The 20963-nt window shown below is 72.4% G+C and carries 17 protein-coding genes and 2 tRNA genes; 7 read left to right on the top strand and 12 right to left on the bottom strand.

The window, feature by feature from the left end:
- Positions 1 to 110: 110 nt before the first annotated feature.
- From ACIQ9E_RS04965 to ACIQ9E_RS04990, 6 genes are all read right to left on the bottom strand, one after another.
- Positions 111 to 1514 carry an HD domain-containing protein gene (locus ACIQ9E_RS04965; protein ID WP_403702058.1) on the bottom strand — a complete coding sequence of 468 codons (1404 nt, stop codon included), beginning with the start codon at positions 1512 to 1514 and terminating at the stop codon, positions 111 to 113.
- Between the two features lie 221 nt (positions 1515 to 1735).
- Positions 1736 to 3208 carry an HD-GYP domain-containing protein gene (locus ACIQ9E_RS04970; protein ID WP_403702061.1) on the bottom strand — a complete coding sequence of 491 codons (1473 nt, stop codon included), beginning with the start codon at positions 3206 to 3208 and terminating at the stop codon, positions 1736 to 1738.
- A gap of 244 nt (positions 3209 to 3452) precedes the next feature.
- Positions 3453 to 3767: a mycothiol system anti-sigma-R factor gene (rsrA, locus tag ACIQ9E_RS04975; RefSeq protein WP_006346723.1), complete on the bottom strand. Its 315-nt coding sequence runs from the start codon at positions 3765 to 3767 to the stop codon at positions 3453 to 3455.
- A complete protein-coding gene (locus tag ACIQ9E_RS04980) occupies positions 3764 to 4459 on the bottom strand; it encodes a sigma-70 family RNA polymerase sigma factor (RefSeq protein ID WP_403702064.1) in 696 nt (231 codons plus the stop codon). The genes rsrA and ACIQ9E_RS04980 overlap by 4 nt, the downstream gene beginning before the upstream one ends.
- Before the next feature lie 312 nt (positions 4460 to 4771).
- Positions 4772 to 5476, bottom strand: coding sequence for an alpha/beta family hydrolase (locus tag ACIQ9E_RS04985; protein ID WP_403702067.1), 705 nt, complete (start codon positions 5474 to 5476; stop codon positions 4772 to 4774).
- Positions 5477 to 5593: 117 nt separating this feature from the next.
- On the bottom strand, positions 5594 to 6409 hold the full coding sequence (locus ACIQ9E_RS04990; protein WP_403702070.1) for an SOS response-associated peptidase: 816 nt from the start codon (positions 6407 to 6409) through the stop codon (positions 5594 to 5596).
- A gap of 216 nt (positions 6410 to 6625) precedes the next feature.
- Between ACIQ9E_RS04990 and ACIQ9E_RS04995 the strand changes: the two genes are divergently transcribed.
- From ACIQ9E_RS04995 to ACIQ9E_RS05010, 4 genes are all read left to right on the top strand, one after another.
- Complete coding sequence (locus tag ACIQ9E_RS04995; protein ID WP_403702073.1) at positions 6626 to 7393, top strand: M50 family metallopeptidase; 768 nt, start codon at positions 6626 to 6628, stop codon at positions 7391 to 7393.
- A gap of 141 nt (positions 7394 to 7534) precedes the next feature.
- Positions 7535 to 8881: a 3-phosphoshikimate 1-carboxyvinyltransferase gene (gene aroA, locus ACIQ9E_RS05000; RefSeq protein ID WP_403702076.1), complete on the top strand. Its 1347-nt coding sequence runs from the start codon at positions 7535 to 7537 to the stop codon at positions 8879 to 8881.
- 15 nt (positions 8882 to 8896) lie between these two features.
- Positions 8897 to 9910 carry a ribosome small subunit-dependent GTPase A gene (gene rsgA / locus ACIQ9E_RS05005; RefSeq protein ID WP_403702078.1) on the top strand — a complete coding sequence of 338 codons (1014 nt, stop codon included), beginning with the start codon at positions 8897 to 8899 and terminating at the stop codon, positions 9908 to 9910.
- 142 nt (positions 9911 to 10052) lie between these two features.
- A complete protein-coding gene (locus ACIQ9E_RS05010; protein WP_403702081.1) occupies positions 10053 to 10376 on the top strand; it encodes a DMT family transporter in 324 nt (107 codons plus the stop codon).
- Positions 10377 to 10467: 91 nt separating this feature from the next.
- On the opposite strand, the gene hisN is transcribed toward ACIQ9E_RS05010, so the two are convergent.
- The gene (gene hisN / locus ACIQ9E_RS05015; RefSeq protein ID WP_403702083.1) at positions 10468 to 11262 is read right to left on the bottom strand and encodes a histidinol-phosphatase; all 795 of its coding nucleotides are present in this window, start codon (positions 11260 to 11262) and stop codon (positions 10468 to 10470) included.
- A gap of 127 nt (positions 11263 to 11389) precedes the next feature.
- Here hisN and ACIQ9E_RS05020 point away from each other — a divergent pair, with 127 nt between their 5' ends.
- On the top strand, positions 11390 to 12040 hold the full coding sequence (locus tag ACIQ9E_RS05020) for a TetR/AcrR family transcriptional regulator (protein WP_403702085.1): 651 nt from the start codon (positions 11390 to 11392) through the stop codon (positions 12038 to 12040).
- A gap of 212 nt (positions 12041 to 12252) precedes the next feature.
- Entirely contained in the window at positions 12253 to 12654 is a 402-nt protein-coding gene (locus ACIQ9E_RS05025; RefSeq protein ID WP_403702088.1) for a cyclic nucleotide-binding/CBS domain-containing protein, read from the top strand.
- A 177-nt stretch (positions 12655 to 12831) separates the two neighbouring features.
- On the opposite strand, the gene ACIQ9E_RS05030 is transcribed toward ACIQ9E_RS05025, so the two are convergent.
- On the bottom strand, positions 12832 to 14283 hold the full coding sequence (locus ACIQ9E_RS05030) for a catalase (RefSeq protein ID WP_403702091.1): 1452 nt from the start codon (positions 14281 to 14283) through the stop codon (positions 12832 to 12834).
- A gap of 144 nt (positions 14284 to 14427) precedes the next feature.
- Between ACIQ9E_RS05030 and ACIQ9E_RS05035 the strand changes: the two genes are divergently transcribed.
- On the top strand, positions 14428 to 14841 hold the full coding sequence (locus ACIQ9E_RS05035) for a Fur family transcriptional regulator (RefSeq protein ID WP_006346735.1): 414 nt from the start codon (positions 14428 to 14430) through the stop codon (positions 14839 to 14841).
- A gap of 195 nt (positions 14842 to 15036) precedes the next feature.
- Here the strand turns inward: ACIQ9E_RS05035 and ACIQ9E_RS05040 are convergent.
- The 4 genes from ACIQ9E_RS05040 to ACIQ9E_RS05055 form a co-directional block, all read right to left on the bottom strand.
- Positions 15037 to 15110: transfer RNA gene (locus tag ACIQ9E_RS05040), tRNA-Met, on the bottom strand.
- A 285-nt stretch (positions 15111 to 15395) separates the two neighbouring features.
- Complete coding sequence (locus tag ACIQ9E_RS05045) at positions 15396 to 17471, bottom strand: tetratricopeptide repeat protein (protein ID WP_403702095.1); 2076 nt, start codon at positions 17469 to 17471, stop codon at positions 15396 to 15398.
- A gap of 230 nt (positions 17472 to 17701) precedes the next feature.
- Positions 17702 to 17775, bottom strand: a tRNA-Met gene (locus ACIQ9E_RS05050).
- 96 nt (positions 17776 to 17871) lie between these two features.
- Positions 17872 to 20865, bottom strand: coding sequence for a UPF0182 family protein (locus tag ACIQ9E_RS05055; protein WP_403702911.1), 2994 nt, complete (start codon positions 20863 to 20865; stop codon positions 17872 to 17874).
- Positions 20866 to 20963 lie beyond the last annotated feature (98 nt).

Consider the following 20963-nt stretch of genomic DNA (forward strand, 5'->3'; position numbering starts at 1 on the left):
GCGGACGCTGCCGTCCGATTGCCTCTCCTCTGTTTCTGCTCCTCTTCGCATCCAACCATGCCGCGCCGGGGACCGGCTCATTACCCATGGGTCACCAGGCGGACCCGGGGTTACCGGGAGACCCGGGGGCTGTGACCCCTGCGGTCCTGGTCCGGCACCGCACGGCCCCGGACGCCCCGCGCCAGCACCCGGGCGAGGGCTTCCACGACCTCGGGCTGATGGTCCCGGCCGGTGGCCAGCCGCAGCTCTTCGAGCGCGGCCGGCGCGGTCACCGCACGCCGTGCGCCGGATCGCACGCCGGAGTCCGTGTCCGCGCCGACGCCGCTCTCCCTAGCGGTTCCCCCGGTCAGATCGTCGTATGCGTTGGCGGTACGGACAATACGGGCCGTGAGCGGCTGGTCGCGGTACGGATCGGCCTGCCGCTCCACGACGACGGCGACGGCCGCCGGTACGCCCGTCTGCCGGACCACCGCACCGCCCAGCAGCGCGATCCGGTGCTGTTCGGCGGCCGGGAGCCGGGCGGTGGCCCCGTCGGGCACCGGATCGACGAGGGAGAGCTGCCCGATGTCGTGCATCAGGGCCGCGTACTCCAGCACGGTCAGATCGGCGCCGCCGAGGCCCAGCTCACGGCCGACGGCGACCGCCAGAGCGGCGACCCGGCGGGCATGGCCCGGCGGGGTGTATCCCGCGATCTCGGTGGCGCGGGCGAGGGAGGCGATGGTCTGCCGATAGGTCGCGCGGACGGCCTCGTAGCGGCTCAGGGAGAGCTGGGTGAGCAGCAGGGGCAGGCTGAACACCGGCAGCGCCCAGAGTCCGGCGGTGGTGACGGCGAGGGCCATCACCACCCCGGTGGCGCAGACCGCGGAGCCGATGGAGGGCAGGGCGCGCAGTTCGTCCCGGAGCAGGGGGCCGTACGGAAAACCGGTCCGGGAGCGGCGGAAGGCGGCGCGCAGCACGGTGTCGCAGAGGGCCGTCAGCGCCAGCAGAAGGAGCAGGAACAGGGCGTACGCCGCGCCCGCGGCGGGGCCATCGGGGGTGCCGGACGCGTGCAGCGGCTGGAAGCAGACGGCCGCGAAGGCGGCGACGAGGATACGGCGGGCGAGATGGCCGGGCAGTTCGCGCCGGAGGCCGCGGCGGTCCCGGGCCGGCCGGGCCACGGCTCCGGCGAGCGTCGCGGCCAGGACCACGAAGACGACCTGGAGCGTGCCGTGGGTGGTCGCCCGCCCGGCGCATTCGCCCAGCAGGGCGTACGCCAGCACACCGGCCGTTCCGAGGGGCGCGGGCTCGCGCGCCCCGGGATTGGCCGGTCTGCGGGCGGCCTCGCCGACGGCGACGAGGGCCCCGAAGGCCAGGGCGATCCCGGGCTCGGCGATCCCGTGGCCGAGGCAGTGGACGATCGCGGCACAGCCGAGGACCGCGGCGACGCCGTACCCCACCGCCGCCGGGATCCGGAACGGGCCGCGGCCCGGCGGCCGGGTGCCGGGGGCGGCGCGGCGGCCGCGGAAGAACGGCATACGGTCCGGGGCCGGTGCCCCGGAGCCGCGGTGGTTCCACCACGGCACGCGGTCCGGGAGCCGCGCCGCCGGAGCGGTGCGGCGGCCCGGGACAGGCCCCTGCTCCGGGGGCCGGGCCTCGGAGGGGGCACGGCGGCTCCGGCCCGGTACGCCGGGGGCGGCGCGGCGGCCGTCGGACAGCCCGTGTCCGCGGAACCATCCGCCGGGGGCGGCTCCGCGGATCACCGCCGGCCGTCCCGCGGGCCGGAGCTCCGGTCGGCGCCCGGTGGTCCCGCGTCCGCCGGCCCGTTCGGTCCCGCGTTCGGTGGCAGACGGACCGCGACGGTGTCCGGAGCAGCGCCGCGCTGGGGCGGCAGCAACGGTTCGTCAGAGGTCACCGCGGTCTCCCAGCCGTGCCGGGCGAGCGCCCTGACCAGCGCCGTCACCATCCGCGGGTCGAACTGGGAGCCCGCGCAGCGCTCCAGTTCCTTCAGCGCCACCTGGACCGGCCGGGCCCTGCTGTAGGAGCGGGTGGAGGTCATCGCGTCGAACGCGTCGGCCACCGCGACCACCCGTGCGAACTCGGGAATCGCGTCCCCGGCCAGCCCGTGCGGGTATCCGGTGCCGTCGAGCCGCTCGTGGTGGTGGAGGATCGCGTCCCGCGCCTCGCGGAGGAAGCCGATGTCCCGGGTGATCTCGTGGCCGTACTCGGGATGCAGTTCGATCACCCGCCGCTCCTCCGGGGTCAGCGGCCCGTCCTTGCGGAGGATCCGGGTGGGGACGCCCAGTTTGCCGACATCGTGCAGGATCCCGGCGAACCGGACCGCTTCGAGCCGCTCCTCGCCCATCCGCAGCTCCCGGGCGATCAGCACGGAGGCGCGGCCGACCCGTTCGCCGTGCCCGCGCGTGTAGCGGTCCTTGATGTCGACGGCCTGGACCAGGGAGCGGATGGTGGCCCGATGGGCGGCGGACTCGCGCTGGTACTGGGCGAACAGCCAGCAGGAGATGTACATCGGCAGCAGGACGAAGACCGCCGACACCGGGCCGTACGGGCTGCGCCAGAGCACCGCCATCATCAGCCCCGCCAGCCCGTGGACCAGGTACGGCACGGCCGCCGCGCCCAGCGGGCCGCCCGGACCCCCGGGCCGTCCGGCACTCGCGGACCCGGCGGCGCCCGCGGACCCCGCCGCGCGCCAGGCGCTCCGCGCGGGCAGCCGCTCCGCGGTGGCCAGCACACCGCACTCCAGCAGCCCGAGGACGAGGCAGAAGGTGAGCGCCCCGGCGGCCGCGGGCAGCAGCGCATAGGGGAAGTCCGGCGGTCCGGGGATGTGGTCGACGCCGAGCAGCTCGTACGTCCGGGCCGCCGCCCAGGTCGCGAGCGCGAGCTGCGCGGCCCGCCAGATCCGCCGTACCGCGGCCGGCCGCCGGTCCACCCGGGACAGCAGCGCGCCCGGCACGGCGACCAGCGCCGCCGCGGCGGGCGGCAGCAGGAACGAGGCCGCCAGCAGGACCGGGAAGAAGGAGCCGGGCCGGACCGGGATCGCGTCACCGGTGTACGGACAGTGGCCGGGCAGTTCGCAGAGCGCGTACAGGGCGGCGAGCAGACCGAGCGTGGTCCAGGAGAGATGCGTACGCAGGGCGGGCAGGACGCACCAGACGGTACCGAGGACGGCACCCAGGACATAGGCGTAGGCCGCAGCCGGAACGGACCGCACGTCGCCACCCCTCCTTCGTGCTCCGCGCGCCGGTGGTGCACCCGGGTGTCACGCTAACGAGCGGCGGGCGAAGGAGTGACGGGGCGCCCGACGGTTCCCGCATCCGGGTGAATCCCGGGCGGCGTACGGGTGGTGGAGGGCAGACGAAGGGCGCGCCGCCTTGAATCGTCGCGGCGCGCCCGTCAGCGCGTTCAGGGCCGGGAAGCGGAAGCCGGTGCGGCCCCGGGCGTCCGGCCCGGTGGCGTCACTCGCGGTCCGGGGACTCCGGTCCGCCGACGGTGACGTCCTCGTCGGGCACGGGGTGCCCGGCGCGGATCAGGTCGATCCGGCCCATCACCTTGGAGCGCAGATCGGAGGGTACGTCGTCGGATCCGCAGCACCGCTTGACCAGCTTCTTCACCGCCTGCTCCAGCCCGTACATCTCCAGGCAGGGGGAGCACTCCTCGAAGTGCACCTCGAACTTGGTGCAGTCGGCGTCGGGCATCTCGCCGTCGAGAAGCTCATAGAGGTGGTCGAGCACCTCCGAGCAGTCCGTCTCGTGCGGCTCTCCGCAGCTCATGAGCCCGAGCCTTTCGCTTCGTCCGACTCCCCCGCACCGGAGGGGACCAGGCCGCGCTCGCGGGCGTAGTCCTCCAGGAGACCGCGCAGCTGGCGCCGGCCCCGGTGCAGGCGGGACATCACCGTCCCGATGGGTGTTCCCATGATGTCCGCGATCTCCTTGTACGCAAAGCCCTCGACATCCGCGAGATAGACGGCGATCCGGAACTCCTCGGGGATGGCCTGGAGCGCGGACTTCACGTCCGAGTCGGGCAGATGGTCCAGCGCCTGCGACTCGGCGGAACGCAGACCGGTCGACATATGCGACTCGGCGCGCGCCAGCTGCCAGTCCTCGATCTCTTCGGCCGCACTGCGCTGGGGCTCGCGCTGCTTCTTGCGGTACGAGTTGATGAAGGTGTTGGTGAGGATCCGGTACAGCCACGCCTTGAGATTGGTGCCCTCGCGGAACTGGTGGAAGGACCCGTACGCCTTGGCGTACGTCTCCTGGACCAGGTCCTCGGCGTCCGCCGGATTGCGCGTCATGCGCAGGGCCGCCGAATACATCTGGTCGAGGAAGGCCAGGGCGTCGCGCTCGAATCGGGCGTTGCGCTCGGCGGGGGTCTCCGCGCCGCGCTCCGCCGTCCGTCCGGCCGCGTCCGCCTTGGGTGCCTGGCCGCCGTCGGTCCCTGCGTCGGTCCCAGTGACCGGACCCACCTCCTCCAACGCTCCTGCGAGGCCGAATGCGGACCCGCTCGAATCGGAGAATAGTCGACCTTCGGCGGCGGGCTCCCGGTGACCGACCCCGGCCTTCGCCCGCCCGGGGGCCGCGGCCTCCGGCCTGAGCACGGTCCAGCCGAGGTCAGCGCCGTGCGTACGGCGGGGGCAGATGGTCGATCCCATGCGTCGGACTCCCTACTCCATGCTCTGGTGGCGGCTGTGCCGTCGGCGTGACGGCCGTTCCCCGACCGGCCTCGCCGACTCTCCGCAGTGGCCTCGGTACTCCGCACAACAGAGCGCGGGCGCGGGTCATTCCCGTACGGTGCGCAGCCACCCCCGTACCGTCTCCGTGATCATCGTCACGGTCTCCTCCTCGGTCCGGCCGGAGCGCTTCGGTACGGCGAAGGAGTGGTCGGCGTACGGCACCTCGACGCGTGTGTACGGGCCGTCGGGGAACTCCCCGGGGCGGCCGAAGGAGTCGTTGCCGCCCTGGACGACGAGGGTGGGCACGCCGGTGCCGAGGAGTTCGCCGGCCCGGGAACGCTCGGGGCGGCCGGGCGGATGGAGCGGGAAGGCGAGGGCGAGCACGGCGGCGGCGCCCAGCTCCCCGGCGGTCCGGCAGGCGACCCGGGCGCCCGCGCTGCGGCCACCGGCGACAACGGGGAGCCCGGGGCGGGCGAGGGCGGGCCAGAGGCCGCGCCAGGCCGTGTCCAGGGTTTTCGGGGCGGGGGCCACCTTCTTTCCGGCCACCCGCCACGGCTGCTCCACCAGGGCGACGGTCACCCCGTCGGCGGGCAGGGTCCGGGCGAGGGCGGCGAGATCGCGGGCGCCCGTACCGCCGCCGGCGCCGTGGCCGAGGGCGAGCACGAGCCGGGGGCTGCGGGCCCGGTGCCAGTGGATCCGGGCGGGCCCGGCGGCCGTCCCGACCTCCTCGGCCTCTGCCGCCTCGGCTGCTGCGGGGGCTTTCGTGCCGCCGGGCCCGCGTCCGGTGCCGTCCCTGTGGCCGTGCTCCATCCCGACGTCCTCCGTTCCGGCCCCGGTCCGGGCACCGGGGTCACGGGCCCATCCTGCCGCGCCGGTCCCCGGGCCCGGGGCACCGACGGGCCCGGAGGCCGGGGCCGCCGGGCGGGCTCAGAAGAGCGTGCCCTCCTCCGGGGCCTCCAGCTCGGTCAGCAGCTCGGGGCCGTTGTTGCGGACGTTGCTGACGGCCGTGGCGACCGGATAGGCGCGCATCAGCCCCTCCGGCGGCGGCGCGAGCAGCGACCTGAGCCCGGCGGGGTCCGTATGCGCCGGGTCCAGCCAGTCGTCCCAGTGGTCGGGGGTGAGCATCAGCGGCATCCGGGGGTGGATCTCCGCCAGTGTCCGCGGTCCGCCGGCGGGCGCGACGCCCAGCGGGCCCGTCTCCGCCTCGGTGGTGATGACCGTGCAGGTGGCCCACCAGGCCTGCGGATGGTCGTCCGGCAGGGTGCGGTCGCGCCAGAACTCGTACAGCCCGGCCATGGCGAAGACCGAACCGTCGGCGGGTGTGACGAAATACGGCTGTTTACGGGGCCGCTTCTTCCGGCCCTTCTCCTCCAGCTCCCGCTCCTCGGCGCCGGTGACCCACTCGAAGTAGCCGTCGGCGGGGACGATGCAGCGGCGGGCGGCGAAGGCCCGGCGGAACGAAGGCTTCTCGTGGACGGTCTCCGCCCGGGCGTTGATCATCCGGGCGGCGCCCTCCGGCGATTTCGCCCAGGACGGCACCAGCCCCCACTTCACCGTCCGGAGCTGCCGGACCGGGGCGGGATCGCCGGAGTCCTTCAGAGGGCGCTCCACTATGACGTGGACCTGCTTGGTCGGGGCGACGTTGTAGTCGGGGGCGAGGGTCTCCTCGGGCTCCCACTTCTGCACGCCGAAGAGCCCGACCAGTTCCTCGGGCCCCCGACCGGCCGCGTACCGTCCACACATCTGCCAACCACCCCTTCGCTCTGCACAACCGTGCGGCCGTGCCCTGTGATTCCGCGGTGCCGTGCAGTCTGCCGGGCCGAGCGGCCGCCGGCCGGAAAACCGGCCCCGGGGCACCCGCGGAACGATCCGCTCCGCCCGGGCGTCTCCCCGGGTGCGCACCTTCGGATGCCACACTGCACTCTCCCCCGCGCCCTCTCTCCCAGGAGCCGCCCCGCCATGGACAGGACCCCCGTCGCCGGACTCTCCGACGCCACGACCGGCCTGCTCCTGAGCAGCGCCTCCCCCGCCGACCTGTGGGACCGGCTCACCGGCGTCCAGCCCGCGCCGGAACAGTGGATCATCGTGCTGACCGGCGCCCTCGCCCTGATCGCGGTCGTCCCCAACCCGATATGGCGGCTCTCCCGCAATGCCGTGACCCTCGCCCACGAAGGCGGCCACGGGCTGATCGCCCTGCTCACCGGCCGCACACTGGAAGGCATCCGGCTCCACTCCGACACCAGCGGACTGACCGTGAGCCGGGGCCGGCCCACCGGAATCGGCATGATCCTCACCTTCGCCGCCGGCTACACCGCCCCGCCCCTGCTCGGCCTCGGCGGCGCCGCGCTGCTCTCGGCCGGGCGCACCACCCTGCTGCTGTGGCTGGCCACCGGCCTTCTGCTGGCGATGCTGGTGACGATCAGGAACGTGTACGGGGTGCTCACGGTCGTCCTGACGGGCGCCGCCTTCCTGCTGATCTCCTGGCTGGCCGAACCGGACGTCCAGGCGGGCTTCGCCACCACCGCGGTCTGGTTCCTGCTGCTCGGCGGGGTCCGGCCGGTCTTCGAACTCCAGGCCGGGCGCCGCCGCGGCGGTGCCCCCGGCTCCGACGCCGACCAGCTCTCCCGGCTCACCCACGTACCGGCCGCCCTGTGGCTCCTCCTCTTCCACGCGGTGTCGCTCTGCTCGCTGATCGGCGGCGGACGGTGGCTGCTCGGCCTCCGCTGACCCGGTGGCGGGCCCCGGGCCCGAACGGCCCGGATTCCCCGCCCGGCCCGCGCTCGGAGACGTACCACAGAACGATTACGCCCAGGTTCCGGCATATTTGATCAAGATCGGGGTGTTGGCCGAGCCACTAAAGTAATGGCCATGACCGAAGCACCGGCGCACCCCGCCCCCGCCCTCTGGCCCGCCCCCTACGCGACCGGAGCCGTCGAAGCGACGGTGACCGTGCCCGGATCCAAGTCGGTCACCAACCGCGCCCTCGTCCTCGCCGCCCTGGCGGCCGAGCCGGGCTGGCTGCGCCGCCCCCTCCGCTCCCGCGACAGCCTGCTGATGGCCGAGGCGCTGCGCTCCCTCGGCGTCGGCATCGAAGAAGGCGTCGGCCCCGACGGCGAGGGCGAAGCCTGGCGTGTCATCCCCGCCGGACTCCACGGCCCCGCCACCGTCGACGTCGGCAACGCGGGCACCGTCATGCGCTTCCTGCCGCCCGTCGCCGCCCTCGCCGACGGTCCCGTCCGCTTCGACGGCGACCCCCGCTCGTACGAACGGCCGCTTCACGGCGTGATCGACGCCCTGCGCACCCTCGGCGCCCGCATCGACGACGACGGCCGCGGCGCCCTCCCCCTGACCGTCCACGGCGGTGGCGCCCTCGACGGCGGCTCCGTGGAGATCGACGCCTCCGCCTCGTCCCAGTTCGTCTCCGCGCTGCTGCTCTCCGCCCCCCGCTTCAACCAGGGCGTCGAGGTACGGCATGTGGGCTCCCGGCTGCCGTCGATGCCCCATATCCGGATGACCGTCGATATGCTGCGCGCGGTCGGCGCCCAGGTCGACGAGCCCGAAACCGGCGGCGAGCCCAATGTGTGGCGGGTCACCTCCTCCGCGCTCCTCGGCCGCGATCTGGTCATCGAGCCCGACCTCTCCAACGCCCAGCCGTTCCTGGCGGCGGCGCTGATCACCGGCGGCCGGGTCACCGTCCGCGACTGGCCCGAGCGCACCACCCAGCCCGGTGACGCGCTGCGCCGCATCTTCACCGAGATGGGCGGCGCCTGCGAGCTGACCGACCTCGGACTCACCTTCACCGGCAGCGGCCGGATCCACGGCATCGACGTCGACCTCTCCGAGGTCGGCGAGCTGACCCCCGGCATCGCCGCCGTCGCCGCCCTCGCCGACTCCCCCTCCACCCTGCGGGGCGTCGCCCATCTGCGGCTCCACGAAACGGACCGGCTGGCCGCGCTCACCCGCGAGATCAACGGTCTCGGCGGCGACGTCACCGAAACCGAGGACGGCCTCCACATCCGGCCCCGCACCCTGCACGGCGGTGTCTTCCACACCTACGACGACCACCGCATGGCCACCGCGGGCAGCATCATCGGTCTCGCCGTCAAGGGCGTCGAGATCGAGAACGTGGCGACCACCGCCAAAACCCTCCCCGACTTCCCGGCGATGTGGGCCGCCATGCTCGGCCTGCCCGACGCAACGGGCGCGGACAGCTGAACGGGATCTGAGGCAATGCGGCGCTACGGCAAGAACCCCGACGAGGACGACATCCGCGTCCGGCCCAACCGGAAGGGCAACCGGCCCAGGACCAACATCCGGCCCAAACACGAAGACGCCACCGAAGGAATGGTCCTCACCGTCGACCGGGGCCGGCTGACCTGCCTCGTCGAAGACCGGATCGTCGTCGCGATGAAGGCCCGCGAACTCGGCCGGAAAGCGGCCGTCGTCGGGGACCGGGTCGCCATCGTCGGCGATCTGTCCGGGGGCAAGGACACCCTGGCCCGGATCGTCCGTATCGAACCGCGGACCTCGGTCCTGCGCCGCACCGCCGACGACGACGATCCGTACGAGCGCGTGGTCGTCGCCAACGCCGACCAACTCGCCATCGTCACCGCACTCGCCGACCCCGAACCCCGGCCCCGGCTCATCGACCGCTGCCTGGTCGCCGCCTACGACGGCGGACTCGAACCCCTCCTCGTGCTCACCAAATCCGATCTGGCGGCCGCGGACGGACTGCTGGAGCTGTACGGCGCCCTCGGCGTCCCGTACATCGTCACCACCCGCGACGAATTCGTCGACGGCCGGGCCGCCGACCTCGTACTGGAACACCTCACCGGCCGGACGACCGCCTTCGTCGGACACTCCGGCGTCGGCAAGACGACCCTCGTGAACGCCCTCGTCCCCGACGACCGGCGCCGCAGCACCGGCCATGTCAACGCGGTCACCGGCCGCGGCCGCCACACCACCACCTCCGCGCTGGCGCTGCCGCTGGCCGGGAAGGGCGGCGGCTGGGTCATCGACACCCCCGGGGTACGGTCCTTCGGCCTGCACCACGTCGACCCGGCGCGCGTCATCCTCGCCTTCCCCGATCTGGAACCCGGCACCGCGAACTGCCCCCGCGGCTGCAGCCACGACGAACCCGACTGCGCCCTCGACAACTGGGTCGCCGAAGGGCACGCCGATCCCGCCCGGCTGTACTCCCTGCGCCGGCTCCTCGCCTCCCGGGAGCGCCGCGAAGGCGACTGATCCCGGCCCTCGCCCCCCACCCCCGCAGTCGGGCGACGCGCAGCCGGACACCGTGATGACGTTTGCGGCGCACCCCCGTCGGCACATGCATAATCGCAACAAGTCCGACGAAGCAGTCACCGACTGTTGGGGAGGCACTCACATGGCGTGGCTGCTCGTGGTGGTCGCCGGAATCCTGGAAACGGGATTCGCCGTCTGTCTGAAGCTGTCCCACGGCTTCACCCGTCTCTGGCCCACGGTCGCCTTCGCCGCCTTCGCCCTCGGCAGCTTCGGCCTGCTGACGCTCGCCCTGAAGAAACTGGACGTCGGCCCGGCGTACGCCGTCTGGACCGGCATCGGCGCCGCGGGGACCGCGATCTACGGCATGGTCTTCCTGGGCGATCTGGTGTCCACCCTGAAGATCGTCTCCATCTGCCTGGTGATCGTGGGCGTCATCGGTCTCCAGCTCTCCGGCTCCGCGCACTGAACGGGCCGCGGATCAGGGGCCGGGGCCCCGGAGGGCCCCCGCGGATCGTGCGCCGGGGCCCCGGAGGGCCCATCAGGGCAGGTCACGGCAGTCAGTCCCCCAGATAACCCAGCAGCGTCTCGTGCAGCAGGCCGTTCGAAGCCGCCGCGTTTCCGCCGTGCGGGCCCGGGCGGCCGTCCAGGCCGGTGAACGTACCGCCCGCCTCCTGGACGACGACCGCCACCGCCGCCATGTCCCACAGCGACAGCTCCGGCTCCGCGCAGATGTCGACCGAACCCTCGGCCACCATCATGTACGACCAGAAATCGCCGTACCCGCGGGTGCGCCAGCAGTCGTCGCTCAGCCGGAGGAAGCCGTCAAGGCCTCCCCGCTCCCGCCAGCCGGTCAGCGAGGAGTACGCGAACGACGCGTCCTCGATACGGGAGACCGAGGAGACCCGCAGAGGGGTCGCGGACGTCAGCGACCGGCCCGTGAAGGCACCCGAACCCTCGGCCGCCCACCAGCGCCGCCCCAGGGCCGGGGCGGACACGACGCCCACGACCGGCCGCCAGCCGCCCTCGCCCTGCTCCATCAGGGAGATCAGGGTCGCCCAGACGGGCACCCCGCGGACGTAGTTCTTGGTCCCGTCGATCGGGTCGATCACCCAGCGGCGCGGGCCGGTGCCCTCGACGCCGTACTCCTCGCCGAGGATCGCGTCCCGCGGCCGGGCCCGCGCCAGCTGTCCGCGGATCAGCTCCTCGGCCGCCCGGTCGGCCTCGGACACCGGGGTCATATCGGGCTTGGTCTCGACCTGGAGGTCGAGCGCCTTGAACCGGGCCGTGGTGGTCGCGTCGGCGGCGTCCGCGAGGACATGGGCGAGGCGCAGATCATCGTCGTACTCGGGCATGATCCTCACCCTATCGGTGCGCCCCCGCACCGGATCCGGCCATGCCGCGGGGCCGCCGCCCCGGCCCCTTGACACCCGAGGGGGGCACGTCAACTCTGGCAGCGAGCCCCGCGGCCCGGAGGTGACCGTGCCCACAGCCCGAGAGTCCCTGCTGAGCGCCGCCCTGCGGGCGCTCGACCAACGGCCCTGGTCCGCGGTGCGCATGGTGGACGTGGCGGCCTCGGCCGGCGTCTCCCGGCAGACCCTCTACAACGAGTTCGGCAGCAAGGACGGGATGGCCCGCGCCTTGGTGCGCCGGGAAGCGGACGCCTATTTCCACGGTGTCGACCAGCTGCTGGCCGAACGCGCCGGGCCGAGCGCGGCGGAGCAGCTCGTCGCCCTCGCCGAGTGGACCGTCGCCCGCGCTCGGGCCCGGCCCCTGCTGCGGGCGCTGCTGACCGGCTGCTGGGGCGAGCGGCTGCCCGTACCCCGGCCCGCCGAACAGGGCGCGCCCTTCGCCGCGGCCCCCGCCCAGCGCCGGGCGGACGCCGGGCCTCCGGCTCCGGCGGATGTCGCCGCGGCGGTACGGGAGCGCTCCCTGGCCGCTCTGGAGCGCGCCAGGAGCAACGGCCCGCCCCACCCGGACGAGGCGGCCGCCCTGGCCCATCGGTGCGAACTGACGGTCCGGCTGGCGCTCTCCTTCGTCGTCGCCCCCGACCGCGAGGGCGTGGCCGGACTGGTCCGCACGGCCGTGACACCCCCTCCGGGACCGGCCCCCGCACCCTCCGCGAACGGCTGACCACCGACCGCGGACCGCGGACCGCGCCGAGGGCTGCGGGCCGGGGGCGGGGACCTGGCCGGGGCCGGGGGCCGGGCGAAGATCCCGGGAACAAGGCCCTGCCGCGCCCCTTGATGCGACCGCCCCGGGCTGCGACTCTGAAGATGCCCCCGTTTGTGAACTTGTGAATCGGTTCTCGAAAGGGCCGGTTCCCCAAGGAGGTGGCTCCGGCCATGCTCGTCCGTGACGCCATGAGCACGGTGGTCCTCACCATCGGCCCCACCCACACCCTCCGGCAGGCCGCCGGATTGATGGCCGCCCGCCGGGTCGGCGCGGCCGTCGTCCTCGACGGCGACGCCGAGGGCCCCGGCATCCTCACCGAGCGCGACATCCTCACCTCGGTCGGCACCGGCCAGGATCCCGACCGGGAGACCGCCGGCGCCCACACCACCACCGAAGTCGTCTTCGCCGCGCCCTCCTGGACGCTGGAGGAAGCGGCGGAAGCCATGTCCCGCGGCGGATTCCGGCATCTGGTCGTGCTCGACGAGGCGGGCCCGGTGGGCATCGTCTCGGTCCGGGACATCGTCCGCTGCTGGGCCCCGGCCCGCCGCCACCGCGAGACCCTGGTCGGCTGAGCAGAGCAGGGACACCGGAACGGCCGTAACACCGCGGCCGCCCACACCACCGGCGGGACGCCGGGAACGCCGGGAACGCCGGGAACGCCAAAACATGACCGGTGGATATGCAGGAGGGCCGGTCCGGCCGTCGTGATCGACGGCCGGACCGGCCCTCCGCCTTGCGGCAGGCGTCCGTCAGCCGCGCAGGGCCTGGACCGCGGCTTCCAGCCGCTTGCCGAAGTCTCCGTCGGCCTGACGGAAGTTGTTGATCGCCCGCTCGGCGATATCGTCGCGGGAGACCCCGGCGATACCACCGGCGAGGTTCTCGATCAGCCGGGCCTTCTCGTCCTCCGGCATCAGCCGGTAGAGGTTGCCCGCCTGCACGAAGTCGTTGTCCTCGGCGTGGATCGCCGCCGGGTGGGTACCGGTCGTGCCGCCGGCCGCGGTGGCCGACCAGAGCGGCCGGTCGGTCTGGTGCGGACCGCCGAAGCTGTTGGGCTCGTAGTTCTTGGCGCCCTTGTGACGGCCGTCGTAGAGGAAGCCGTCCCGGCTGTTGGTGCGGGCCTCGGTGGCGTGCGGACGGTTCACCGGCAGATGGTCGGCGTTGATGCCGACGCGGTAGCGGTGGGCGTCGCCGTAGGCGAAGAGCCGGCCCTGGAGCATCTTGTCCGGGGACGGGCCGATGCCCGGCACGAAGTGGGCGGGGCTGAAGATGGACTGCTCGACCTCGGCGAAGATGTTCTCCGGGTTGCGGTTCAGCTCCAGCTTGCCGATCTCGATCGGCGGGTAGTCCTCGTGCGGCCAGACCTTGGTCAGGTCGAAGGGGTTGAAGCGGTACCCGTCCGCCTCCGCCGCGGGCATGATCTGCACCTGCACGGTCCAGCTCGGGAAGTCACCGCGCTCGATGGCCTCGCGCAGATCCCGCTGGTGGCTGTCCGGGTCCTGGCCGGCCAGCCGGTCGGCCTCGGCCGCCGTCAGGGTCTTGATGCCCTGGTCGGTCTTGAAGTGGTACTTGACCCAGAAGACCTCGCCGGCCTCGTTGGTCCACTGGTAGGTGTGGGAGCCGTAGCCGTTCATATGACGGTACGAGGCGGGGATGCCGCGGTCGCCGTGCAGCCACGTCACCTGGTGGGTCGACTCCGGCGACAGACCCCAGAAGTCCCAGACGTTGTCCGGCTCCTGCGAGCCCGTGTACGGGTCACGCTTCTGGGTGTGGATGAAGTCCGGGAACTTGATGGCGTCCTTGATGAAGAACACCGGGGTGTTGTTGCCGACGAGGTCGTAGTTGCCCTCCTCGGTGTAGAACTTCAGCGCGAAACCGCGGGGGTCGCGCACCGCGTCGGCGGCACCGAGGTTGCCCGCGACGGTCGAGAAGCGCAGGAAGGTCTCGGTCTCCTTGCCGACCTCGGACAGGAAGGCCGCCCGGGTCCACTGCGTCACATCCCGGGTGAGGGTGAACGTGCCGTACGCGCCGGCGCCGCGCGCATGGACGACGCGCTCCGGGATCCGCTCGCGGTTGAAGTGCGCGAGCTTCTCCAGCAGCAGCTGGTCCTGAACGAGAACAGGACCGCCGACGCCCGCGGTCTCGCTGTTCTGGTTGTCGGCGACCGGGGCTCCGGCCTCCGTGGTGAGCGGTCCCTGCGTCACGTGCGCCTCCTGCGTCATCCCTGCTTGTCCTGTCCCTTGGCGTTCGCCGGTACCCGATCCTACGATAGACTTTGTCTAAGTCAAGTCCACTTCCAAAGTCACACCCGTTCGGGATCTGGTCCCCCCACTGTTAGGCTGGCCCTTATGAGTGACCTGTTGGAACGACTCCGTGGACGCGGCTGGCGCATGACGGCGCAGCGGCGTGTCGTGGCCGAGGTCCTCGACGGCGACCATGTCCATCTGACCGCCGACGAGGTGCACGCGCGGGCGGTGGAGAGACTCCCGGAGATCTCCCGGGCGACGGTGTACAACACCCTCGGCGAGCTGGTCGCACTGGGAGAGGTGCTGGAGGTCGCCACGGACCGCCGCGCCAAGCGGTACGACCCCAATGCGCACCGCCCCCACCACCATCTGGTGTGCGCCGGCTGCGGCGCCATCCGCGATGTCCACCCGGCGGGCAATCCCCTGGCGGATCTGCCGGACTCCGAGCGTTTCGGCTTCACGGTCTCCAATGTCGAGGTCACGTACCGGGGCATCTGCCCGAACTGCGCCGCCTGACACATCTGCCGACTGCTGTGTGTGCCGCGCGACGGCCGATGGCCGCAGCCCGGCCGTCCGGAGCGGCGTCGGCGGCCCGCAGCTTCATCGGACTTCCGGGAACCTCGGGGACTTCCGGCGGCTTCGCGGGATGCGCTTTGCGTCCGGGAACGCCGAAGGCCCGGATCCCAAGGGATCCGGGCCTTCGATCTTGAGTAGCGGGGACAGGATTTGAACCTGCGACCTCTGGGTTATGAGCCCAGCGAGCTACCGAGCTGCTCCACCCCGCGTCGGTAGACCTCACTCTACGGGGTTCCGACCGGTCAGTGCAAATCCCGCCCCACGAGCCCCGCGGGACCCGGGCGGACGGGTCCTCACGACCGGCCCTTCGGCCCCGCCCGCACCCCGGCAGCATCCCAGCCGGAGCACGGGCCGGACCGCGGGCGGCCCGGAGGGCAAGGCCGGGGCCTCTCTCGGGGTCCGCCCCGGACGATCCGCCGGGTGCGCCGGCAGGGCAGCCCGGAGGGCAACCCGCGTACGCCTGCCGCCGCATCCTGCGCCACGACGGCAGGCGACTACGCCGTCAGCTCCTGGTGCAGCGCATCCCGCAGCTTCGCGGCGCGCTCGGTGACCTCGGCCGGACCCAGCTCCTCCGCCCGGGCGCACCAGCGCTTGCCCTCGGCCAGCTCGCCGCGGCGGGCCGCCAGCAGCGCCAGGCGGAGCGCGGCGCGGCCGTGGCCCGCGTGCGCGGCACGGCTCCACCAGAGCGCGGCCTCGCGCTCATTGCCGTCCCTGGCCAGCAGCAGTCCGAGATTGAACGCGCCGTTGCGGCTGCCCGCATCCGCCGCCTCCCGGTACCAGCGGGCCGCACCGGTCAGGTCCCCGCGCGCCGCGGCCAGCATGCCGACCCGCACCTGGGCACGGCGGTGCCCCTGCTCGGCGGCCCGCTCGTACCACTCCTCGCACTCGGTCTTCTCCGCCGTCGTCTCACCCAGCGCGGGCGGACCGGGCGGCGGCTGGCGGGCGTCCAGCAGGGTCGCAAGGCGGAAGGCCGCCTCCGCGCTGCCGCCGCCCGCCGCACAGCGCAGATGGCGCTCGGCGGTCTGCTCGTCGCCGTCGCGCAGCCGGGCTATGCCGACCTGGAGCGCGGCCTCCGTATGCCCGGCGGCGGCGGCCCGCTCGTACCACTTCAGAGCCGTGCGGTCGTCGTCCCGGCCGACGTAGAGGATGCCCAGATTAAAGGCGGCGTCCACACTGCCGGCCTCGGCGGCCTTGGAGAACCACGGCTCGGCGCCGACCGGGTCCCCGGCCTGGAGCAGCAGTACGGCCAGGGCGTTGGCGGCCTCCCGGTGCCCGGCGTAGGCGGCGTTGCGGTACCACTGCTCGGCCTGGGCCGTACGGTCCTGGGCGGTGCAGAGCAGCCCCAGGTTGTAGGCGCCGTTGACATCGCCCGCGCTCATCGCCGCCCGGTACCAGCGCTCCGCGGTCTGGGCCTCGCCGCGGGCGGCGTGCAGCGCGCCCAGGGCGTTGGCCGCGTTGCCGTCGCCCTCCTGGGCGGCCCGCAGCCACCAGATCGCGGCGCTCTCCACATCACCCGCGTCCCGCAGCAGAAAGCCGAGCGCGCAGGCGGCCTTGGTCTCGCCGTCCTTGGCGGAGGTCAGATACCAGCGGCCGGCCTCCTTCAGCTCGCCGCGCTTCTCCAGGATCCCGCCCAGATGCAGCGCGGCCCGCCGATGGCCCCGGGCGGCGGCCTGCCGGTACCACTGGGCCGCCTCGTCCAGCGCGGACAGGGTCCGGGCGCCGGTGCCGGTGTCGGGGCCCCTCCCGCCGCCGCGGGAGGCGCTCCCGGGATGGGCGGCCTCGTCCGCGGCACGGAGGTCGAGCATCCGGGCGAGGCGGTACGAGGCCTCCCGGTGGCCCTGCTCGGCCGCGGCCCGCAGCCAGCGTTCGGCGCCCACGTCGCTGCGGTGCTCCAGCAGCTCCGCGAGGGCGTACGCGCCCAGCGCGTGGCCCTGCTCCGCGGACTGGCGCAGCCAGTACTCGGCGGCCGGCTCGTCGCCGCGCTCCCGGAAATGGCGCCCGAGGGCGTGGGCCGCCGCGGCGGACCCGGCGACGGCGGCGATCCGCCACCAGCCGGCCGCCTCCTCCGGATGGCCGCGCTGATGGAGCAGAACACCGAGATTATTGGCCGCGGCCCGGTCACCGGCGGCGGTGGCACCGCGCAGATAGGGCTCGGCACCTTCGAGATCGCCCCGGCGCAGCAGCATCGAACCGAGCATGCTCATGGCGGCGGGATCGCCGGCGTCGGCCGCGCGGCGGTGCCGCGCCTCCGCTCCGGCCGTCTCCACGGCGTCCACACTGGCACCAGCAGCATCACCCGCACCAGATGTCGTACGGGAATCAGTTGCTCCGGACCTTGGCCTCGGCGAGAGCCCCCCGGCCGGACCGCCGACCGGGCCGCCCACCGTCCGGGCGCCGGATCCGGCGATGGTGCCCGCACCCGCGCCCGGGTGGATACCGGCGGTGAGATGTGCGAAATCCGCGACGGTGGCCGAGGGCGCCGCATTCAGCGCTTGCGCCGCCGTACCGGCATCTCGCCGTACAAACCGCCCGGTTTCCAACAGAGTCGCCCTGTCCCCCATAAATTCCATCGTCGCACCACCCGCAACCCGCTCACACCCGGTATACCGCAGTGGGTGAGGTCACTTCAGCGTTTTGTCGACATGCCCACAGAGAGATAAGTCAAACACTTATCTGGTGAACTCCCCGGGCACGGCGCGCGGTTCCCCCTTCCGCTGTGGGTCGTGTCTCAGCCCTGCGAACATCAATACGCACACCGAGGGCCCGGATCCTCAATGGATCCGGGCCCTCGGTGATTCAGTAGCGGGGACAGGATTTGAACCTGCGACCTCTGGGTTATGAGCCCAGCGAGCTACCGAGCTGCTCCACCCCGCGTCGGTATGTCCGAACACTATCAGACGCGGGGAATGACCTGCTCCAACGCGTTCGGGGCCCGGTCCACCCGGAGGTGGACCGGGCCCCGGACAGGGCCTAGGTGGACGTCGGTGGGCTCTTGGTCTCCGCCGGCGGCTTCGACGACGAACCGGAACCGCTGCCCTGGAGCTGGGCCAGCCGGTCCAGCGCGGCATCCAGCTGGTCCTCGGCTCGGCCGACCGCCTCACGGTCGGTCGGGTCCTTCTTGAGGGCCTCGTCGACCTCGGCATGGGCCTTGAGGACGTTCTGGATGGCCTCCTTCACCGCGGCGTCACCCGTTGCCGGCGGGGTCGACGGCGTGGTCGGCGGAGTCGGCGTGGTCGGCGGCTGGGTGCCCGGCGGCTGTTCGGCCGGCGGTGTCGTCGGCTCCTTGACCGGCTGCTCGAAGGCCGCGTCCAGTGCCTGGGAGAGACTGTCCTTGAAGACCGGCTTACCGCCGCCGTAGGCCGCGGCCACCTTCTTCAGCAGCGGATAGTTCGCGCTGCCGCCGCGGGCGTACACCGGCTCGACGTACAGGAACCCGCCGTCCAGGGGGATCGTCAGCAGATTGCCGTACTCGATGTCCGAGTCGGTGCCTCTGAGGTCACGGACGAAGGTCGCCACTTCCTCGACACCGTTCAGCTCACTCTGGACCTGCGAGGGGCCCTGGACCGTCTCGGTGACTCTCAGCAGCCTTATCGTCCCGTACCCGGGACTGTTGGCATCGGCGTCCACCGCCATATAGGCACCCAGATTGGGCCGCCCGTTGGGGGTGAACGTGGTCGTCAGCGAGAACTTCTGTTCCTTGTCTCCCGGCATTTTCAGGCTCAGGTAGTACGGCGGAACCGCGCTGGCTTCCTTCTTGTTCGTCGGGTCGTCCGGCACCTGCCAGGCGTCCGAGCCGCTGTAGAACTGGTCGGGCTCGGTGACGTGGTACCGGGTCAGCAGCTCGCGCTGGACCTTGAACATGTCCTGCGGGTACCGCAGGTGCGACTTCAGCTCGGGGCTGATGTCGCTCTTCTTCTTCACCGTCCCCGGGAAGGCCTTCATCCAGGTCTTCAGCACCGGGTCCTTGGTGTCCCACTGGTACAGCTTCACCGTGCCGTCATAGGCGTCGACGGTGGCCTTGACCGAGTTCCGGATGTAGTTGACCTGGTTCTGCTGGGCGACGACCGCTCGCTGACTCGTGGTCGTCGAGTCGGTGGTGGTGTCGCCCAGGGTGGTCCGGGAGGCGTACGGATAGCCGTTGGTCGTCGTATAAGCGTCGATGATCCACTGGATCCGGCCGTCGACGACCGCCGGATAGGCGTCGCCGTCGATCGTCAGCCAGGGCGCGACCGCCTCGACGCGCTCCTTCGGCGTCCGGTTGTAGAGGATCTTCGACCCTTCGCCCACGGCGCCCGAGTAGAGGATCTGCGGTTCACCGAAGGCCACCGCGTACGCGGCGCGGTTCAGGGTGCTGGAGAGGCTGACGCCGCCCTTGCCCTTGAAGCTGGTGTACTTCGTGTCCCCGCTGGCCGCCTCGTAGTCCAGCTCCTTCTGCGGACCGCCGACGATGGAGTACTGCTGCGTCTTCTCGCCGTAGTAGATCCGCTGCTCGTAGGAGCCCTTGCCGACGAGGGTGCCCTTGGTGGGCATGCCGGACTCGGTGAAGTCGGGCGAGCCGACCGTTCCCTCGGCGGCGTCGGTGACCACGCTGGTGCCCTTGGCCGCGATCGCGCCGTAGCCATGGGTGTAGGTGAAGTGGTCGTTGATCCAGTTCCGCTTCGGAATGCCCTCGATGTTCAGCTCGCGCAGACCGATCACGGTGTCCTGCGGCTTGCCGTCGGGGCCCGGGTAGCGGTCGACGTCCAGGGTGGTCGGGAACTGGTAGTACTTGCGCTCCTGCTGGAGCTGCTGGAACGCGGGCGACACCACATTGGAGTCGACCACGCGGTAGCTGGCCGCCGTATCGGCGTCGGCCCGCTGCTGGGCCCGGCGGCTCTGGTCGGTCACCCGGCCCGGATAGTCCTCGGGCTTGGCCTGGTCGATGCCGTACGCCTTGCGGGTGGCGTCGATGTTCTTCTGGATGTACGGCGCCTCCTTGGCCTGCTCGTTCGGCTGGACCTGGAACTTCTGCACGATCGCCGGGTACAGCCCGCCGATCAGGATCGCCGAGAGCACCATCAGGCCGAAGCCGATGACGGGGAGCTGCCAGGTCCGCCGCCAGAGCGTGGCGAAGAACAGCACCGCGCAGATGACCGCGATGCAGAACAGGATCGTCTTCGCCGGGAGGTAGGCGTTGGCGTCGACGTACCGCAGGCCCGTCCAGTTGCCGGTGGCCTTGAAGTCGCTGGACTTCACCGCGAGGCCGTACCGGTCCAGCCAGTAGGCCACGGCCTTCAGCGAGACGAAGATGCCGAGCAGCACCGAGAGATGGCCGGTGGCGGCGGCGGTGGCACGGGCGCCGGGGCTGGTGATGCGCAGCCCGCCGTAGAGATAGTGGGTCAGCGCGGCGGCGATCAGCGAGAGCACGACGGCCGCGAAACCGAAGCCGAGAAGGAAGCGGTACCAGGGCAGATCGAACGCGTAGAACGACACGTCCATCCCGAACTGGGGGTCCTTCTCACCGAACGGCACCCCGTTGACCCACTGGAGCCAGGTCTTCCACTGGCCGGTGGCGGAGGCTCCGGCGATCAGCCCGACCAGCGCGGTGACCGAGAGGAGCACCCACTTCTTGTACGGGGCGATGCCCATCCGGTACCGGTCGAGGCTCTGCTGCTCCAGCGACATCGCGCTGAGCGGCGGCCGGAGCCGGTGCGCGAGCCAGATGTTCAGGCCCACGACGGTCGCCATCAGAAGTCCGAAGACGGCGAAGAGGCCGATTTTCGTCCAGAGGGTCTTGGTGAACACCGACGAGTACTCGACGGAGCGGTACCACAGCCAGTCGGTCCAGAACCCGGCGAACATGACGAACGCCATCGCCAGGACCGCCAGCACACCCAGTGTCATCAGCAGGGTGCGGACACGCCGGGACGGCCGTCCCACCCTGATCCGTGGCCCGGTCGGGGGGCCTCCGCCGCGGTCCGGCATCTGGAAAGCCAACGTGCGCACCTCGAAGTTCGCGATCGTATGACCGCCCGGACGGGTACCGGGCGGCCGTGTGAAGCGGGCCCCGCGATCGTAGAGCC

This window comes from Streptomyces sp. NPDC094448, assembly GCF_044763775.1.
Taxonomy (GTDB): domain Bacteria; phylum Actinomycetota; class Actinomycetes; order Streptomycetales; family Streptomycetaceae; genus Streptomyces.

Coding starts and splice junctions, on each gene's coding strand:
- ACIQ9E_RS04965 (WP_403702058.1), bottom strand. CDS start 1,514: ATGCCGTTCTTCCGCGGCCGCCGCGCCGCCCCCGGCACCCGGCCGCCG.
- rsrA (WP_006346723.1), bottom strand. CDS start 3,767: ATGAGCTGCGGAGAGCCGCACGAGACGGACTGCTCGGAGGTGCTCGAC.
- ACIQ9E_RS04985 (WP_403702067.1), bottom strand. CDS start 5,476: ATGGAGCACGGCCACAGGGACGGCACCGGACGCGGGCCCGGCGGCACG.
- ACIQ9E_RS04990 (WP_403702070.1), bottom strand. CDS start 6,409: ATGTGTGGACGGTACGCGGCCGGTCGGGGGCCCGAGGAACTGGTCGGG.
- ACIQ9E_RS04995 (WP_403702073.1), top strand. CDS start 6,626: ATGGACAGGACCCCCGTCGCCGGACTCTCCGACGCCACGACCGGCCTG.
- aroA (WP_403702076.1), top strand. CDS start 7,535: ATGACCGAAGCACCGGCGCACCCCGCCCCCGCCCTCTGGCCCGCCCCC.
- rsgA (WP_403702078.1), top strand. CDS start 8,897: ATGCGGCGCTACGGCAAGAACCCCGACGAGGACGACATCCGCGTCCGG.
- ACIQ9E_RS05010 (WP_403702081.1), top strand. CDS start 10,053: ATGGCGTGGCTGCTCGTGGTGGTCGCCGGAATCCTGGAAACGGGATTC.
- hisN (WP_403702083.1), bottom strand. CDS start 11,262: ATGCCCGAGTACGACGATGATCTGCGCCTCGCCCATGTCCTCGCGGAC.
- ACIQ9E_RS05025 (WP_403702088.1), top strand. CDS start 12,253: ATGCTCGTCCGTGACGCCATGAGCACGGTGGTCCTCACCATCGGCCCC.
- ACIQ9E_RS05035 (WP_006346735.1), top strand. CDS start 14,428: ATGAGTGACCTGTTGGAACGACTCCGTGGACGCGGCTGGCGCATGACG.
- ACIQ9E_RS05045 (WP_403702095.1), bottom strand. CDS start 17,471: ATGGAATTTATGGGGGACAGGGCGACTCTGTTGGAAACCGGGCGGTTT.
- ACIQ9E_RS05055 (WP_403702911.1), bottom strand. CDS start 20,865: ATGCCGGACCGCGGCGGAGGCCCCCCGACCGGGCCACGGATCAGGGTG.